The organism is Lysinibacillus sp. NPDC097279 (assembly GCF_044761745.1).
GTDB lineage: Bacteria > Bacillota > Bacilli > Bacillales_A > Planococcaceae > Lysinibacillus.
This window is the reverse complement of sequence record NZ_JBIWDA010000001.1, coordinates 751933-770116: the sequence shown is the minus strand read 5'-3', so window position 1 is coordinate 770116 and position 18184 is coordinate 751933. Positions and strand designations below refer to the sequence as shown.

17 protein-coding genes and 2 riboswitches are annotated in these 18184 nt (G+C 37.6%); of the genes, 8 read left to right on the top strand and 9 right to left on the bottom strand.

What is annotated here, in order from left to right:
- Positions 1–7: 7 nt before the first annotated feature.
- From cobK to ACIQ1H_RS03685, 4 genes are read right to left on the bottom strand one after another with little or no spacing between them, the layout of a single operon-like run.
- Positions 8–769, bottom strand: coding sequence for a precorrin-6A reductase (gene cobK, locus ACIQ1H_RS03700; RefSeq protein ID WP_402886590.1), 762 nt, complete (start codon positions 767–769; stop codon positions 8–10).
- Positions 766–1686, bottom strand: coding sequence for a sirohydrochlorin chelatase (locus ACIQ1H_RS03695; protein ID WP_402886588.1), 921 nt, complete (start codon positions 1684–1686; stop codon positions 766–768). The genes cobK and ACIQ1H_RS03695 overlap by 4 nt, the downstream gene beginning before the upstream one ends.
- 14 nt (positions 1687–1700) lie before the next feature.
- A complete protein-coding gene (gene cobJ, locus ACIQ1H_RS03690) occupies positions 1701–3377 on the bottom strand; it encodes a precorrin-3B C(17)-methyltransferase (protein WP_402886586.1) in 1677 nt (558 codons plus the stop codon).
- A 3-nt stretch (positions 3378–3380) separates the two neighbouring features.
- Positions 3381–3752 carry a (2Fe-2S) ferredoxin domain-containing protein gene (locus ACIQ1H_RS03685; RefSeq protein ID WP_173478980.1) on the bottom strand — a complete coding sequence of 124 codons (372 nt, stop codon included), beginning with the start codon at positions 3750–3752 and terminating at the stop codon, positions 3381–3383.
- A 137-nt stretch (positions 3753–3889) separates the two neighbouring features.
- Positions 3890–4069, bottom strand: a riboswitch (cobalamin riboswitch).
- A gap of 258 nt (positions 4070–4327) precedes the next feature.
- A riboswitch (cobalamin riboswitch) is annotated at positions 4328–4511 on the top strand.
- 142 nt (positions 4512–4653) lie between these two features.
- Between ACIQ1H_RS03685 and ACIQ1H_RS03680 the strand changes: the two genes are divergently transcribed.
- From ACIQ1H_RS03680 to ACIQ1H_RS03660, 5 genes are all read left to right on the top strand, one after another.
- A complete protein-coding gene (locus ACIQ1H_RS03680; protein ID WP_173478981.1) occupies positions 4654–5400 on the top strand; it encodes an energy-coupling factor ABC transporter permease in 747 nt (248 codons plus the stop codon).
- A gap of 1 nt (position 5401) precedes the next feature.
- Entirely contained in the window at positions 5402–5674 is a 273-nt protein-coding gene (locus ACIQ1H_RS03675; protein ID WP_402886584.1) for an energy-coupling factor ABC transporter substrate-binding protein, read from the top strand.
- A gap of 3 nt (positions 5675–5677) precedes the next feature.
- Positions 5678–6451 (top strand): cobalt ECF transporter T component CbiQ, encoded by a 774-nt coding sequence (gene cbiQ, locus ACIQ1H_RS03670; protein ID WP_402886583.1) that lies wholly within the window; start codon positions 5678–5680, stop codon positions 6449–6451.
- Positions 6448–7320 (top strand): energy-coupling factor ABC transporter ATP-binding protein, encoded by an 873-nt coding sequence (locus ACIQ1H_RS03665; RefSeq protein ID WP_402886581.1) that lies wholly within the window; start codon positions 6448–6450, stop codon positions 7318–7320. Before cbiQ ends, ACIQ1H_RS03665 begins: the two co-directional genes overlap by 4 nt.
- 84 nt (positions 7321–7404) lie before the next feature.
- On the top strand, positions 7405–10926 hold the full coding sequence (locus ACIQ1H_RS03660; protein WP_402886579.1) for a S8 family peptidase: 3522 nt from the start codon (positions 7405–7407) through the stop codon (positions 10924–10926).
- Positions 10927–11171: 245 nt separating this feature from the next.
- Here the strand turns inward: ACIQ1H_RS03660 and ACIQ1H_RS03655 are convergent, their stop codons facing one another.
- Both ACIQ1H_RS03655 and ACIQ1H_RS03650 read right to left on the bottom strand, forming a co-directional pair.
- Complete coding sequence (locus tag ACIQ1H_RS03655) at positions 11172–11612, bottom strand: GNAT family N-acetyltransferase (protein ID WP_401010194.1); 441 nt, start codon at positions 11610–11612, stop codon at positions 11172–11174.
- Between the two features lie 189 nt (positions 11613–11801).
- Positions 11802–12047 carry a YkuS family protein gene (locus ACIQ1H_RS03650; protein WP_401017425.1) on the bottom strand — a complete coding sequence of 82 codons (246 nt, stop codon included), beginning with the start codon at positions 12045–12047 and terminating at the stop codon, positions 11802–11804.
- 221 nt (positions 12048–12268) lie between these two features.
- On the opposite strand from ACIQ1H_RS03650, the gene ACIQ1H_RS03645 reads away from it, so the two are divergent.
- Positions 12269–12817, top strand: a complete 549-nt coding sequence (locus tag ACIQ1H_RS03645; protein WP_402886576.1) for a GNAT family N-acetyltransferase — start codon at positions 12269–12271, stop codon at positions 12815–12817.
- 64 nt (positions 12818–12881) lie between these two features.
- On the opposite strand, the gene ACIQ1H_RS03640 is transcribed toward ACIQ1H_RS03645, so the two are convergent.
- Positions 12882–14120 carry a DNA polymerase IV gene (locus ACIQ1H_RS03640; RefSeq protein WP_402888539.1) on the bottom strand — a complete coding sequence of 413 codons (1239 nt, stop codon included), beginning with the start codon at positions 14118–14120 and terminating at the stop codon, positions 12882–12884.
- A gap of 39 nt (positions 14121–14159) precedes the next feature.
- Positions 14160–15563 (bottom strand): aminotransferase-like domain-containing protein, encoded by a 1404-nt coding sequence (locus ACIQ1H_RS03635; RefSeq protein ID WP_402886574.1) that lies wholly within the window; start codon positions 15561–15563, stop codon positions 14160–14162.
- A 128-nt stretch (positions 15564–15691) separates the two neighbouring features.
- Between ACIQ1H_RS03635 and ACIQ1H_RS03630 the strand changes: the two genes are divergently transcribed.
- Positions 15692–16855 (top strand): aminotransferase-like domain-containing protein, encoded by a 1164-nt coding sequence (locus ACIQ1H_RS03630; RefSeq protein ID WP_402886572.1) that lies wholly within the window; start codon positions 15692–15694, stop codon positions 16853–16855.
- Positions 16856–16905: 50 nt separating this feature from the next.
- Here ACIQ1H_RS03630 and ACIQ1H_RS03625 read toward each other — a convergent pair whose 3' ends face one another.
- Complete coding sequence (locus tag ACIQ1H_RS03625; protein ID WP_402886570.1) at positions 16906–17466, bottom strand: helix-turn-helix domain-containing protein; 561 nt, start codon at positions 17464–17466, stop codon at positions 16906–16908.
- Positions 17467–17579: 113 nt separating this feature from the next.
- On the opposite strand from ACIQ1H_RS03625, the gene ACIQ1H_RS03620 reads away from it, so the two are divergent.
- Positions 17580–18176, top strand: a complete 597-nt coding sequence (locus tag ACIQ1H_RS03620) for a LysE family translocator (protein WP_402886568.1) — start codon at positions 17580–17582, stop codon at positions 18174–18176.
- Positions 18177–18184: the final 8 nt, after the last annotated feature.

Sequence of the window (18184 nt, the reverse complement as noted above, 5' to 3'; positions counted from 1 at the left end):
ATGCCTCCTAAAGTATGTGTTGTACCGCCTGTACTACTTCCTCAAATGAGGAATATTGCTGGCCGTATTTTATATTTGGTCGTGCGATTAAGATCGTTTCAATACCACAAGCAAGCGCTGCGTCAAGCTTTTCATCGACTGAGCCGACCTTGCCACTTTCTTTCGTAATCATCAATGTCACGTCATATTGACGAAATAACGCTTCGTTTAATTCTTTCGAAAAGGGACCTTGAATAGCAACAATGTCTCTTTGCGCCACACCAAGTGCCTCACATTTTTCCATATTATCAAGGCGCGGAAGCATACGTGCGATAACACGTGTATTTTCTAAGCCTTGTAATACTTTTGTAAACGTTGCAAGCGTTTTGCTGCCCGTTGTCAGCATTATGACACCACGTTTTATTGCGGCTAATTGTGCTGCTTCCTCATAGTCTTTGACAACTGTAATCAACGGGTGGTCATAATGCTCATTCGCACGTTCATATCGAATATATGGAACACCAGCACTCTTTGCTGCTGCCATCGCATTTTTAGATGCTTCCTCTGCAAATGGATGTGAAGCATCGACAACTAAGCGATACCCTTGTTCTGTAAGTATTGCTGCCATTTCCTCAGCCGTTAGTCTACCAACTAGATGTGGTAGACCTACCTCTGCAAGACTTGAAGCGGCTGAATCTGTCACAACTGTCGCCGTCACAGCATAGCCCACTGACTGCAATTCAAGTGCAAGATTCCTTGCGTCACTCGTACCAGCTAACATGAAAATCATTTTACTAGCTCCTCGTCATGATGATGGTCATGATGGTGGTCATGGTCATGATGGTGATCGTGGTGATGATGGTCGTGATCGTGGTCATGATGGTGATGATGATGCGCATGTCCATGTACCGCCGCATAAGCACGATAATTTTCTAAATCTTGCATACCTGTTGATGTACCATTTACTGCTTGCTCAATACGGTTTAAAAGCACATTTTGCAAACGTTCATGGTAGCCAAAATAGTTAGCAATTTGAATATCACAGTCAGGATATTGCTTATTAAATTGCTCGCACATACCATTCATACGTTCCATTAAAATACCTGTGAATAAAAAGTACGGTAGCATAATAATTTTTTTCGCACCTAGTTTAACGCAGCGTTCAATGCCTTCTTCAACACGAGGATCTGTCACTCCCATAAAAGCACTTTCCACATACGGAACATTCAGTTTTTCCCATAACAAACGAGTAATTTTATAAAAATCACCATTTGCAGCTGGGTCACTACCACCTCGTGCAATTAATAAAATGGCAGTATCCTTATGTTCTTCCTCAGTATTAAAGCCGATTTCTGCTAAGCGGTCTTCTAAAATAGCAAATATTTCATCATGAATACCGATTGTTTGCCCATAGGTAAATGTAATGTTTGGATAATGTTCACGTGCATGTTCGATTTCTGCAGGTATATGCATTTTTGAATGGCCTGCATGAAGTAGAATAATCGGAATTACATGGACCTCTGTAGCACCCTTGTTTATACAATTCGTAATACCTTCTTCTATGTTAGGCGAGGCAAACTCCAAAAAACATGTTTCAACTAAAAAACTTTTATCAACTCGAGGTGTCATTTGCTCGATAAACGTGCGCACCTCGTCGTTTCCTGCTGCTAAACGGCTACCATGGCCAACAAATAAAATTGCTTTCATCTTTTATCTCCTCACTAATCGCCGCACGGAGCTGGCTCTACTTTTATTTTTGACGACATATCTTGATACGTAAAATGCAGTATTTTTTTCACCCGTTTGAAGTATTTGAACAAGCGTTCATTTGGATGTGCATTTGCCTTGTATTCCTCAATAATGTCTGTAATAAGTGGAATAAGCTGTTCTGGCTCTAGCCCCTCTACAACAGGCTGTGCCGCATGGGCTGTCCGCCCTACTGGCTTAGCGCCAATAAAAACATCAAATTTACTTTTTCGATAGACGATACCGATATCGTCAAACACTGCTCGATAGCACGCCATGCCACAGCCATTAAAGCCAATATTTAAAGTTTTAGGCAGCGATAATCCACCAAGCTTATCTTGAATTTCCTCTGCATATGGAATTGAATCTGCCTTCTCGCCATAACAGAAATCACAGGCTTTTAATGACAGCACATCCCCTATTGGTGCAAGTAAAAAGCCTACTGCTCTTAACTTTTCAGTAATCATCTCAGGCTCTGTCGTTGGAATTTTCAAATGAATTTGATGGTCTGGTGTATATTCCATCGTGCCTTCATCTCCCACAACTTCAGCTAACGTCATCATTTGCTGTGGCGTGAAAAATTTATTTGCTACCCCTGGACTAACAGCAAGTTCAAAAATCGACTCCATTTTTTGCTGGACTAACTTTGTTGTTGTCTTTGTGACAGTTGTTCCTTTCACCATGGCAAGTGCTGTTGCTGCCATTTCCAATGATGATTTTTCTGGTACTGTTACAGGCGCAGGTGCTACTGCAATACTACTTTTCATACGTCCTGCATTGGGATCTGCCGCAAAGTCTTGGCGTGCGGTACCTGTTTCTTGGTTCATTGCCCACGGTTCATTTTCTTCTCTTAAACGCTGATGTGGACGTAAAGGCTGTTTTTCATCTCCAAGTGTATATTTGCGCTGATAGCCACGTGGAGTAATCATTTTATTGTCATAGAAAAATGTCGATGAATTGCCAATAATTACTGTAGTTAACATGCCGATATCATGCTCGAGCATCTCTGCTAACGTTGTCATTGTTATTTCCTGACGATCTCGGTACGCACTTTTCACAAGCCCTACAGGCGTATCAGGTGATCGATATTCTAGTAAAATCCGTTGCGCTTCAACGATTTGACGTGTACGTCGACCACTTTTAGGGTTATATAAAGCAATAACAAAATCCGCCATCGCCGCAGCTTCCACACGCTTTGCAATTAAATTCCAAGGCGTTAAATGATCACTTAAACTAATCGTGCATGAATCATGCATAATCGGTGCGCCTAGCAAACTTGCACAAGAATTAATAGCAGAAATTCCTGGCACAATCTCAACTTCAATCCCTGTTGCTTCCGTCCAACCAAGCTCAATGAGGACTTCATATACAAGTCCAGCCATTCCATATACGCCCGAGTCACCACTCGAAATAACCGCAACAATATTTCCAGCCTCGGCTTGACGAACTGCTTCTTGTGCACGTGACACTTCTTCTGTCATGCCAGTACTCACAATCGACTTTGCACTTACTAAATCTTGAATGAGCTCAACATATGTTTTATAACCGATAATAAATTCACTTTGTTGCAATGCCTCTACAGCACGGGTTGTAATATGTTTGAAATCACCAGGTCCAAAGCCTACAACAAAAATCTTTCCTTTTTGCGCCATTTTCTACCCCTCTTTCACCTTGTCGATGCCTTTTATGGCTGTTGTTTGCGGGGTACGCTGCAACGTACCTTCTGTCAAAGTAAACACATGCTCACTATGTAAAGAATCATCGTTTAAATCTTTTACAAGCGTTCTACCATGCTCTACTGTTGGCACACGATACCAATTTCCCTGTGGATACGCGATTACAACACATGCATCTTTGCATCTGCCATTACAACGCGTTCTTGTTGTATGTATTTCCTTATCGAGTGCTAATTTCTCTATTTCATCTCGTATGGCCAACGTAATTTCCTCAGCCTCTTTTTTCATGCAACTACTACCATTACAAATAAAAAGATGTGTTTTCATGCCCTCTAAGTTCCAAGTTGTCATTGCTGTTCTCCCCTCATTGACTTTTAGGAAAAAGAAAAAACCTTTACTCAACATCGAAGAGTAAAGGTTTTATAGAAGCCAAAATAAAAACGAATATACACGTATCCGCTCTCGCTTCACTTCTCCCTCCGAAAAGTTTGCATATCATCAACTAAGCAGGTTTCCTGACTTAAGCTTCCTCTTACTTTCGCGCCTTCCCAAGTTTCCAGTGGCATTGCGATTTCATCAGCTATTACAGTAGCGGGGGCTGTATCGGATTTACACCGATTTCCCTATTATCTCGAAGTATTTCGAGCACTTAATGATGGATTTATAATTAAATTTTGAAATGAAATATTCATAAAAAGAGTATAAAACTGTTTCTATCATAGCCTATTATTTTTACTCTTTTCAACATTTCTTTTTTCATTTATTAGATTTTTAATAAAATTTCAACAAATATTCCGTTAAATTTGATTGATTCTCTCTTACATTTATCTGAATTTTCTAGAATGTAATTCTATTAAAAAATCTTTTAAAAAAAAAAAGAATAGCTAATGATTGGAAAAACATGTTACACTTCTTCGTGAAAACTCACAATTTCATCTTTTTTCGGTGTGAAGTGTATACATTTCGCTTAAAAGGGAAGCCGGTTTAAGTCCGGCGCGGTCCCGCCACTGTATGAGGGAATTTTATAGAAAATGTCACTGTCCAAAGGACGGGAAGGCCTATAAAATGTTGATCTTAAGCCAGGAGACCTGCCGAAAAAATCGTGATCGTTTCAACCTACGAGGATAGGTGTGCGGCTTAGCAAATGACCATTAGTATTTGCTTTTTCAGCTATGCACTTTTTCCTAGACGGAGAAGTGCTTTTTTTATTGCGCATCTTACATTCGAAAATGACTGTGAAGGAGGAATGGTTTTGAAATTTTCTTTTTGGAAACTTAGTTATTTCTTACTAGCTTTTTTACTAGTACCAAATCGAGCGTTTGCCATGCATATCATGGAAGGGTTTTTGCCGATTGAATGGGCGATTTTTTGGTGGGTCGTTTCGATTCCATTTATTATTTTAGGATTGCGTTCTATTCGTAAAACAATTGATGAAAATCCTGAAACAAAAATGATATTAGGCTTATCAGGTGCGTTTGCATTCGTTTTATCAGCACTGAAAATCCCATCAGTAACAGGAAGCTGCTCACATCCTACTGGTGTTGGTCTTGGTACGGTTCTTTTCGGGCCATTAGCAATGAGCGTAATTGGAACAATCGTTTTATTATTTCAATCTTTACTTTTAGCGCATGGTGGTATTACTACTTTAGGTGCAAATGCTTTCTCAATGGCGATTGTAGGTCCAATTATTGCATATTATGTCTTTAAAGGTTCTCAAAAAATTGGTCTTTCATTTTCTATCGCTGTCTTTTTTGCCGCGATGCTTGGGGACTTAGGTACTTATGTTGTCACTTCAGTTCAATTAGCACTAGCTTTCCCTTCTGAAGTAGGAGGCTTTATGGCATCATTCACAAAATTTGCAGGGATTTTTGCTTTAACACAAATTCCTCTCGCAATTAGTGAAGGGATTTTAACTGTTATCGTCATGAATTTCCTAAAAAAATACAACGTGAGCGAATTAAAGGCTCTTCGTGTTTTCTCAGCAAAGGAGGCACATTAAGATGAAGAAAAATATGTTACTACTTGCTGTCGTTGTGCTTTTAGCAATCATCCCCCTTTTCGTACAAAAGGGTGCAGAATTTGGTGGTGCTGACGGAGAAGCGGAAGCTGCAATCGGTGAAATTAATGCAGAGTATGAACCATGGTTTGAAAGCTTATGGGAGCCACCAAGCGGTGAAATCGAAAGCTTATTATTCGTATTACAGGCTGCGATTGGTGCTGGCTTTATCGGCTATTTTGTAGGCTATATGCGCGGCAAGCATAAGGAAGGTTAAACAATGTTACTCATTGATAAATATGCTTATATGAATAAACTAGCGACTGTTCATCCGTTAGAAAAAATGACGTTTTCCTTAGGGTTACTGCTATTATCGCTTATCGTGAAAGATGAACTTATTTCACTCATTACATTTATTGTAATGAGTGCTTTTATCATTTTATACGCAAAAATCCCCTTTTCATATTATGTAAAATTACTATTGTTACCAGGTTTTTTTCTACTATCTAGTTTAGTATCTATTTTGATTTCAATTGCGCCAAATTCAAGTATACTACCAGCACATTCCTTTGCATTTTCACTTAGTCATTGGACTTTTTTTATCGGTAATGCAAGTTTGATTACAGCACAGCAGTTATTGTTCAGTGTACTAGGTAGCATTAGTTGTTTGTACTTTTTAATATTAACAACATCGGTCCAATCTATTTGCCACGTATTACGTCAATGGCGTCTACCTGTTTTATTTGTAGAGTTAGTAGAGCTTACGTATCGATTTATTTTCATTTTTTTAAATAGCATGCAAAAAATCCATCTTGCGCAACAATCACGCCTTGGCTATCAATCACCAATGCAATGGCTTAGGTCGATTTCCATGCTCATTGCAGCTTTGTTTGCCGAAATGTTTCAACGTAGTCGCGAACTTAATAATGCGATGCAGGCACGTGGTGGCGAATCGGTCTATTGGCAAGATAGTGTACGATACAGCAAGAAAAATTGGGTTGGAATGGTTATTATTTTTTTATTCCTCATCTTATATGGAGGTTTTTTCTCATGACTGAACTTTATTTTGAGCTTCAACAGTTATCGTATGCCTATGCAGACGGTACTGAGGCACTAACAGATATTACATTACAAATTCCAAAGGGGAAAAAAATCGCCCTACTCGGTCATAATGGTGCTGGTAAATCAACATTATTCCAGCATCTAAATGGGATTTTAAAACCGACCGCTGGCAATATTACCTTTTGCAACGAAGCACTTAGCTATTCAAGAAAAGCATTATCAGCATTACGCCAACAAGTAGGCATCGTATTTCAAGATGCTGACAATCAACTTTTTTCAGGTACCGTAAAGCAAGACATCGCTTTCGGTCCATTAAATCTTGGCTGGTCACAAGAAAAAATCGAGGAAAAAATCGCCTGGGCTGTCGCACAAACAGAGGTCGAATCATTACTTGAGAAACCGATTCATTTTTTAAGTGTCGGACAGAAAAAACGTGTGGCGATGGCAGGTGTGCTCGCAATGGAACCATCTGTTTTATTATTAGATGAACCAACTGCTGGACTAGACAATTATTATGCTGCACAGCTTTTACATTATTTAGCTAAATTAGAAAATGGGCAACGAACATTTTTATTGGCGACCCATGATATTGCTTTGGCTTATGAATGGGCAGATCAAATAATTGTGATGGAGGCTGGTAAAGTTATTTATAATGGGGATCCTGTTGAATTGTTCTATCAGGAGAAGTTGCTTGAACTAGCGCATCTTGAACGACCTTGGGTTTTTGACATAGCTCTCGCCCTGCAAAATAAAAATCTTTTTGATAAGAATATACAGATGCCTCGTTCAAAAGAAGACTTACAAAAACTAATCGAGCATTTGGGTGACAGGCACTCAAACAATTTACAAACAATTTTATAAAAATTTATTGAGGAATGAAACTTTTCTTTTATCCATCCGTTATAAATAGTGAAATGTCATATTTTACTCAAGGAGGGAAAACAATTGAAAAACTGGGTGATGAAATCAATCGCTGTCGTAGCATGTTCTGCACTAATGGTTCCTGCTGCTTCTGCCTTTGCTGAAGCACCACAGAACCCAGAATTGGTGACAAGTATGCTCGCTAGCAAAAAAAAGCAAGCATTAAAGCAGTTCAACTATCAAACAGGAGGAAACGAATGGATTAGTCCCGATACGATTATCGTCAAACATTCGGGCCTTGCTAAGACCGTACATAGTAAAATTGGTTCAAAAGTAATTCGATCGATTCCTTCATTAGGCTACGAAGTGGTCCAACTAAAAAAAGGTGTAACATTAGAAGAGGCTTTTTCGTATTATGGCAAGCAAAACGGAGTTAAAAGTGTATCTCCAAGCTACAAGTATTATTCCTTTAATACGATTGTAGATCCAAAGAAAAAAGATATGTATCATTTAGACTTACTGCAAATTGATAAGGCTTTATCATTAGCAGGAAATCATGAGGTTAAAGTGGCAGTTATCGATTCTGGTGTAGATTATAATCATCCAGATTTGAAGTCTCAAATACTTCCACCATATAATGCTGCAACACCTGCCAATACTACCTTTTCTGACCCCCATGGGACACATGTAGCAGGCATTATTGCAGCTACTAAAGATAACGGGTTTGGTGGATACGGTGTTTTCCCAGCAGCAAAGATTCTTCCAATCGATGTCTTTAACGGCAAACAAAGTGCAAATGATTTCGTTATAGCACAGGGCATACTGCACGCCATTGAACAAAATGCCGACGTTATTAATATGAGTCTCGGTGGCTACGGCGAGTCCCCTCTTATGCAGGAAGCCGTACAAAAAGCAATCGATAAAGGCATTACAATTGTAGCTGCTGCAGGGAATGATTCAACAGATCATTACTCCTTCCCCGCTTCTTTCGAAGGTGTCATTAGCGTTGGTTCAACAAATAAACACAATAAATTATCAAGCTATTCAAACTATGGACCATCAGTGGACATCGTTGCGCCAGGAGAAGAAATTTATAGTACCGTTTATGATGAAAAAAAGGGATCCTCATTCACAGCATTTAGCGGGACTTCAATGGCATCTCCTGTTGTGGCGGGTGTAGCTGCACTACTAAAATCAAAATATCCTACTTTAAAGCCTCATGAAATAGAGGCAATACTCGAAATGACCGCAAAGGATTTAGGTGAAAGAGGCTACGACCTCACCTATGGACATGGCCTCGTCGACCCATTTAAAGCATTACACTTCGATTTAAACAACCTACCGAAGCGCTATTCTGAAACAAATGAAGAGCGTCTAAACAATGCCAAAGTGCTAGATAAAAATAGTAAAAATACCGAAAAAGGCGAGTTCAAGCTACCTGATGAAAGGAAATGGTATAAAATTGAATTAGATGCAGGTGAATATGCACAACTGTCATTAAAAGGAGCTAGCTACTATGACTATGCATTTGACCTATACTTCTACCCTACAGGTCAAAAAGATGAGTCAGAAACGATTAATGTAAATGATGTTCGCGCAGGAAAACAAGAAGGTTACCTTTATAAAGCAGATCAAGCAGGAACGCTTCTTATTGGCGTCAAAGATTATAATGGAAGCTATAGCCTAAAAGGTGCTTCTAACTTCATTTTCACAGCTGAAACGACGAAGGAATTACCTATCGATTCATTAGCAATAGACAGTCCATATAATATTCAACAGTTCCCATTTAGTACGGCGGGGGAAAATTATACTTTACTTTCAGAGGATCAACAAATCGACAAAGATTACTTTACTTTTTCTGTAACTGAACCATCTACATTAAAATTTGATTTATCAGGTATACCAGGTGTTACAGCATCAATGGAAATCTATCTAAAAAGTGAGTTGGATAGCATCCCAACAGACCAAGTAGATGATGAAGAACAGAATGAAATTGCCCCCTACCCAATACAAGCATCTTTCAGCTCCGAAAAAGGTGAAAATGCAAGTATCGTATTTGATGCAATCCCTGAGGAAGAGTATGTATTAAGCGTTTCCAATGACAACAGTGGCGTAATCTCAATCGATATTCTCCTTAGCGGCGGTATTGATAATGAGGAAAAATCGACCATTAATGAATCTATTATTCCTTACACGTTAAAAGGAGAAATTGTTCATCTTCCTGAAGATGAAGACGGACTTCCTTTGAATGAGCCAATTGTTGAAGACGATCTACCAAACAGTGAAAACGCACCAGCTCCATTAAAAGGAAAGAAACGGGAACGAGTAAATAATTTTTTAAATATAAGTATAGGTTCAGATTTTGAGGAAAATGGTATAGATGCTGACCTTATTATGGAAAATGCGATTCCTTATAATATCGGTGAAAGTCAAAAAGCATACTTCCAAACGGAATATGATGAAGATTATTTCGTATTTACCGCTCCAGAAGATGCGATTTATGGTTTCCAAATTAAAAAAGGATATAATCATAAGCCAGCCGCCACTTTATTGGAATATGATGAGGAAAAGAATGAATTGCTACCACTTTCTTCATTAACTAATGATCCAGGGCTAATTGGTCTACTTTACGGCATAACAATTGATGAAAACGATGCAAAAGCAATAGCACTGAAAAAAGATAAAACGTACGTTGTGAAAATTATCAATATTGGTGGCCGTTCCATCGAACCATATACACTATCAACAAGTAAAATGGTAGCTATACCTGATGACAAAAACAATGATATAAATTCAGACATCGATGCCCAAACACTTGTACCAGGTAAGGACTATCAAAATCATCTTCTCTATAACGATGATAAAGATTACTACTACTATAAACAGCGAGGGGAGGATACAGTTTTAAGTCTTCTGATATCTTCCGTACCTTATACAAATAAACAACTCAATCAGTTACCAAAAGAACTTCAATTTGACTTGAAGTTTTCTGGTTCAATTATCGAGGATACAAATGGCAATATGCAAATCGATGACGAAGAACTAGCAACAGAAATTCCGTTTGGACAAGGTGAAAGCTTATTTGAAATATTTCTTGGTCTCTCGGGAACTTCAGAGGTCAACACCTCTTTCCTAGCAAAAAGAAATCGCGGTTATTTTATTACTATAAACGGCACGGACATTGGGCTCGTATCACTGCAACCATACACATTATCTGTATTTAATCATAAAAATGTTGATGAAGATGCAAATTCCACATTGGTGAATGGTTTGCCAACAGAACCAACAAAGCTAACGAAAAGTGGCGATAAATATGTTGCTAATCAATATTTAAATGCCAGTGTGCCATTTGGCGATAAAGACTATTTTGAATTTTACAATGACCGCAAACGCGATGTGTTCTTCTCCTTACAAACTGAAAAAGGTTTAGATGGTGTAATTCGAATTATTGATGCATTTGGAAAAACGGTTGAAACATTAGATCTTTACGGTTCTAAAGATACGGAAGTAGGTTCAGTCGAACTAGATAAAGGAACATATTATATAGAAGTTAGTGAACTAAACGGCAAAGCGAGTACAAAACCATATACGCTCGAAGTACAGTAACTAGCAACTATAAACAAAGCAAGGCATCGAGTTGGGTTTCTCGATGCCTTTTGTCTTTATTCTCAACGACTTCATTCGAAAATTAACTTTTATCTCAATCAAATATTGTTTTCTTCTCTGGTGTACGCAAAAATTCAAAAAGAAGATTAAGCTATCACATACTTCTATTACAATGAAACCTATCACGCTACTGTAGATAGTCATAAAAAAAGCATCTTCATCCAAAATGGATGAGATGCTTGTTCCTAATTAAAATACTTAACATAATTACAATATTGATCTTGCTTCATATTAAGATTTTCATAGAGCTTTCGTGCATGCACATTATCTGTAGCCGTTTGAAGTGTAACATATCGTGCATATTGTTGCTCACAATATTGAAACACTTTCTCCATCAATGCTTTGCCCACCCCTTGGCCTCTAGCATCGTCTGTTACATAAATATCATTTAATATATATGCCCGCTGTAATGCGATAGATGAAAAAGTTGGATATAGTTGCGCAAAGCCAATCGTTTTCCCATTTACAACAGCAATAAAAATAATGGATTCTTTTAAAGCCATTCGTAATTGGATAAATGCTTTAGCACTACTTCTATCTGATTCTAATCCATAAAACTGGCGATATTCATCAAATAGCACTGTTACTTCTTCTAATTCATCCAGAGTCGCGTGAAGTATTTCCATTTCAGTCTCTCCCCTTATGTCTACCCGTGATTGTTAAAATATGTAGCTAGTGTTAATTATAAAGGAAATGCTGGTATAAAGATATTAGGAATAGTACTTAAGAGATAAACTTAGCTCGCTTCAGTTGGAAATTAAAAGATGCCGCTTTTGAAGCCACTTTAGTCTTCAAAAACAGCACCTAACCCATAATTAGTGGAAATAATGATCTACACGCTGTATTACTTCATCAGCAGAAAGCCCAGCTGCATCAATAACAGGTCCTGCCATTATAGGATCACTAATTCCCATAACATCTCTATCCTGCCCTGTAATTACACAAGCATCACATTTTTTTGCATCTTCTTCATTGCGAAGCTGAATCACTTCATAACCTTTAGCTTTTAATGCATTTTCAACATTTGATAATGATTGTTCGACACCAATAATTTTAGACATTTTTCTTCCACCTCCTATATGTTAATGTGCCATATAGGATTGCTAATTATTCACTTATTTCATTTTTTGTTAAGAACAAAATGTTATTAAAATCGTTATTATGTTTCCAGCTGTATTCAACATTTGAATTACCTAAAATTATACAAAATAACCATTTATATGTGATATACTATGAAAATAAGTTTTTATGACATGAAATAACTAGAAGAAGGAGGAAGAACATGATTTATAGTAAAACTGATAAAACACTCGAAACAGATCGGCTACTGCTACGTCTTTTTAAAGAAACGGATGCACAGGAAGTCAGTAAATATTGCAACAATTACAATCTATACAAAAGCACGTTGAATTTACCTTATCCATACTCAATTGATTGTGCACTGACATGGATTGCAAATCATGAAAAAAATTATGACTTAGATCAAATATATGAATTTGCTATTACAGACAAACAAAGTGGTCAGTTATATGGTGCTATCGGTATTTCCAATCATCAACAATACAAAAATGGCGAAATTGCTTATTGGATTGGTGAAGAACACTGGGGCAATGGCTATGCAACAGAAGCAGCTAAGGCACTTATCGACTTTGTGTTTACAGAGAAAAACTATCATCGTGTTTACGCTCGCTATTTTAAATCAAATCCCGCTTCTGGTAAGATTATGGAAAAGTGTGGTATGCAATATGAAGGGACTTTAAAAGACCATATTTATAAAAATGACGTGTTTGAAGATATAGTTTTTTACGGAATTATTAATCCGATGAAATAAAGATGCAGGTTGGGGCTTACGTGAACGTAATGCCCCTTTGTACTATTAATTGCAAGGTTGACTCCTACTCGTGGTCGTCCAAAAAGTCTTTGCTAAAGCTCGTTTGTGATTGGTAAGATGATCGTTTGCCGATATCCACACCTCGTTTAATGATGCCTTTCCCAAAGCGTCCTTCAATCTCATCCACTACCTTTAAAATCGGCTCGTCTTTTACATGCTCTTCAAAATTGAAAATAGACAACTGTTGGCTATAATCTTTCCGATCAACCACATTGGAAACAGTCACCCCGAGCAAACGAACAGGCGATTCATCCCAATGTTTATCAAATAATCCACAGGCAATTTCATAAATGTCCTCAAAGCGATAAATAACATTAGTCATCGATTTTGAGCGTGTATGATTGTGCCAATCTGCATCACGAATTTGTATACTGACCGTGGAACCTGCTAAACGTTTTGCATCAAGTCGTTCTGCTACTTTTTTACACAATCCTTCAATCGTTTTATGCAAGGTACGTAAATCGGTTACATCATGTGGTAATGTCGTAGAATTACCGACACTTTTCGTATCATAAATTGCTTCTGGATCAACTTCTCTAGTATCAATTCCATTGGCTCTTGCGCGGAGTCTAACCCCATTTTTCCCTAATATATGTTTGATTTTATGTTCATCCACCTTAGCCAAATGACCGATTGTAAAAATGCCTTGGTCATTTAACTTTTTGGCTGTACTTTCACCAATGCCATGCATTTCGACTACTTCAAGAGGCCAAAGTACTTGTTCAATATCTCGTAGTCTTAATACTGTAATACCCATCGGTTTTTTCATATCCGATGCAGTTTTTGCTAAAAACTTATTGGGGGCTACACCAATAGAGCAAGGCAAATCCAATTCAGCTAATAATCGACTTTGTATTTCCTGGGCAATTTGAAGCGCATGGCGTTCCTTACTTAACAATGTCACATCCATATAGCCTTCATCAATTGATACTGGTTCCACCAGTTCCGTATAGCTACGTAAAATAGCAAACATCGCTTTCGAAGCCTCACGGTATTTTTGAAAATCTGGCGGTAGCAACAATAAATCTGGACATTTACGTTTTGCTTCATGTACCGTCATTGTCGTATAAACGCCAAGCGCCCTCGCCTCATATGAGCATGTCACTAATATGCCCCGTCTCTCCTTTGGGTTCCCTGCAATTGCGATAGGTTTCCCTTTTAGGCTAGGATCATGCGCCTGCTCAACAGATGCATAAAAACTATTCATATCAACATGAAAAATAATCCGTCCTTTATGTTCCATCATTTCACCACACATACCATTATTATGTACTATCTATTTTTAATCTATAAAAGTATAGTCTCCATCACTTTCGAGCAATTCCTTTAATACGGTTAAGGCTTGCTCCAGTTGCATGCTATTTTCGGGTGCAGTTATTGCCAATCGAACTGCATTTACAGGTTTAGCATTCCCTACTGCAAAACGCTCTGCAGCATATACTTGTACGCCCGCTTTCGATGCAAGCAATTCAAACTGCACACCAGTAAATTTTTCAGGCAATAGAAGCCATCTAAAAATGCATTCATCATTGCCTAAAATATTGTACTCACCTAAATATTGATTAACAAGGGCGTTTTGTTGTTTAGCATATAATCGTTGTTTCTCTAAAATCGTTTGAGCAACCCCATCTTGGATTAATCTTGCTGTAAGCTCCACCATGACTGGTGAAACAGATATATTCATATTATATAATGTTTCAATAATTTTCTTTCTTAAAGCACTAGGTGTCACAACAAAGGATAGTCTTAACCCAGGTGAAATCGTTTTGGACACACTAGCAATATAAACTACCTTTTCTGGTGCATAAAGTGCAATTGGCGCAAGTGGCTGTTCCTGTAAAAAACTATATATTGCATCCTCAATAACAATTATATCTTTTTGCCTTGCCACTTCTGCAATCATTTTCCTCGTATCGATTGACATTGTATGGGTAGTTGGATTATGAAAATCAGGAATGACGTAAAGACCTCTAATATGTTCATTTTTACAAGCATATAAGAGCCCTTCTTTTGTCATTTCTCCATCTTTTTGGTGAATAGCCACAAGTTGTATTCCGAGCATATTCGCCGCCGTTTTTATCCCCGCATATGTAATTGGATCTGTTCCAATGCGATCTCCTGGATGGAACAATGCTGCTAGTGTAGCAACAATTGCATTTTGTCCCCCTGCCCCCAACACGATAGGCTGATCTGTTTGAAAGCCGACTTTTTCGAAAAGTTTTGCTGCTGCTTCTGTTTGCCAAGCATTCGCCTCAGGTCGCCCATATTGAAACAAATTACTGAAATGCGAATCATTCAGCATTTTTTTCATATAGCGCGTTATTTCCTCATTGGCATATGTCGTAGGTAACACGGAACCCAACTCAATCATATGAGCAGAAGTACTCGTAGGTAATAAAATCTTATTTGTTGCGGCATCAGAAGAAACAAACGTACCGCTCCCTATTGAAGCATAAATGAGCCCTTTTTGTCCGCAAAGCTTAAACGCACGAGTAATCGTGCTTAAATTTACATCTAAATAATCAGCAAGCTCACGTTGTGGAGGTAACTTTGTTCCTGGCAATAAAATACCTTCTTTAATATCCTGTTCAAGCTGTTCAGCAATTGCAATATATATTGGTCCTGAAATATTACGGATATTTGGCTTCCAGCTCATTGGGTATTCATCAAATGAATTGAATGGCATATTTTATGCCCCTTTCTCCTCAAATTTGCATACAATATTTAAATTGTCTTGCATACAATGATAATATTGTATGCATATGATTACAATGATATAATTTTTAAAAAATCAGAAAAAGGACCGATAAAATTATGCAATATTCTGAAAGAATCTTAAACACACCATCCTCATTTATCCGTAATATTTTAAAAGTAACGGATGCCGAGGATGTAATTTCCTTTGCTGGTGGGCTTCCAAACCCAATCTCTTTCCCCATTGATGCATTAAAAGCATCTGTTGATCACGCCATTAGTGAAAATGGTAGTCGACTATTCCAATATTCATCAACGCAAGGTTATGCACCTCTACGTGAATACATCGCTGCAAAATATCGACGTGTTCATGGGTTAGATATCCATGCGGATGATATATTGATAACAACTGGTTCACAGCAAGCACTTGAACTGATTGGGAAGGTACTTATCAATAAAGGAGATGGCATCATCATTGAGGAGCCAGGCTATTTAGGAGCGATTCAAGCCTTCACATTAAGCGAGCCTACTTTTTATGGTGTAACACTTGAAAATGATGGTCTTAATTTAGAAGAGTTAGAGAATGCTTTACAGCAACCTAACGTTAAATTCATCTATACTGTACCAAACTTTCAAAATCCAACGGGACTAACGTATTCAAAGGAAAAGCGTCAACAAATTTATGACATCATTGCTAAATATGACGTAGCATTAATTGAAGATGATCCGTATGGAGAATTACGTTTCCATGGTGAGCCACTACCTTATATCGGTGCTGGAAAACTCGAAAATAGTATTTTATTAGGTTCTTTCTCTAAAACAGTTACACCAGGTATGCGCCTAGGCTTTGTCATTACAAAAAACAAAGAGTTAATGAAACATATTGAAACAGCAAAGCAAGCAACTGACCTACACACAAACATTTTCTCTCAATATGTCATTTATGATTATTTAGCAAATAATGACTATACAGAACACGTGAAAAAAATTGTTTCATTATATAAAAATCAATCCGATGCAATGCTAGATGCGATGCAAGAATTCTTCCCTGCACACGTTACGTACACAAGACCAGATGGGGGAATGTTTATCTGGGCTACAATGAATAACGGAGCAACTGCATTGGACGTTTTCAACAAGGCAATGGAACAAAAAGTCGCATTCGTTCCTGGTGACCCATTCTACACATCTAAAACAGGCGTAAATACAATGCGTCTAAACTATACAAATGCTACACCTGAAATTATCCGTGAAGGAATTAAACGTTTAGGCAGTATTTTATAAAGACAAAAAGAACCGTATAAGGCGCTATTAATATGCGCCCATACGGCTTTTTATTTTTCATTAGGGTAATAGATTGTCATCCCTAACTTCGTTAATGTATTACATGTATTGCTATAGAAATGCGGTCGATCAGCTTTAAATCGAATAGAGTCACCATTTTTTAATCTATACTCGTTGTCATTAACCCGTATCATTAATTCGCCTTCAAAAACGGTAATAAACTCTTCCGTTCCTTCCTTATGCGCTTCAGCGCTTAATTTTCCCTCTTTATCAATCTCAATCGTATATATTTCAAAGCGTCCGTCCTCTTGAAATGGAAAATTCGGATATACTCTATATTTTCCATTATCCTCTGACAATACTTGAATATCCTTTTTATAAATTACTTCAGTATCCGTTTGTGGTTGATGGATAAGGGAAGTAAAAGAAACCTTTAGCCCATTTGCGATTTTCCATATTGTTGTAAGCGTCGGGCTAGACTCCCCTCTTTCAATTTGTCCGATCATTGTTTTACTTACACCACATAGTTGAGAAACTTTTTCTAAGCTTAATTTTTCTTTTTCTCGAATGGCTTTTAAATTTCTTGCAAAAATAAGATGAATTTCTTCCATACGATCACCTCTTTATATATGTACAATATAACGTACGTTTTGTATAATAAAAAGAACGACGTTATATTGTTTATTTCAGACATTATAACATACAAGTTAAAAGGAGGATGAAAATGCCCTACCTATCTTTTTTAGTATTCGTGGTTATTACTAGCTTTACGCCAGGTCCGAACAACATTATGGCCATGGCATTTGCCAATCAATTCGGTTTGACCAAAACCATTCAGTTTTGTCTAGGTGTTGGAATTGGTTTTTGTACAATAACTGCACTAAGTTGTTTTTTTAATATTGCACTCATCAGCGTCATGCCTTTTATTAACCTCCCATTAACCATTTTAGGGGTAGTCTATATGCTATATTTAGCTTATAAAATATTTACTTCAAAAGAGAATGATGATAATAATGGTCACTATTCTAATGAAAAAAAACGCAGCCTTTTGTTGCTCGGTACTTTCTTGCAATTTATAAATCCAAAAGGGATATTATTTGGCATTACAGTAGTTGCTACCTATATTCTCCCTTATTATTCATCGTTTACGAGCTACATTTTTCTCGCCCTATTTTTAGGGTTTGTGGGCATTATAAGTACATTTAGTTGGGCGCTATTTGGTTCAGCTTTTCGCAAAGTACTCATTAAATATCGTCAACCATTTAATATTGTAATGGCACTGTTATTAGTTTATAGTGCCTTTTCAATACTCATACACTAATGAAAACA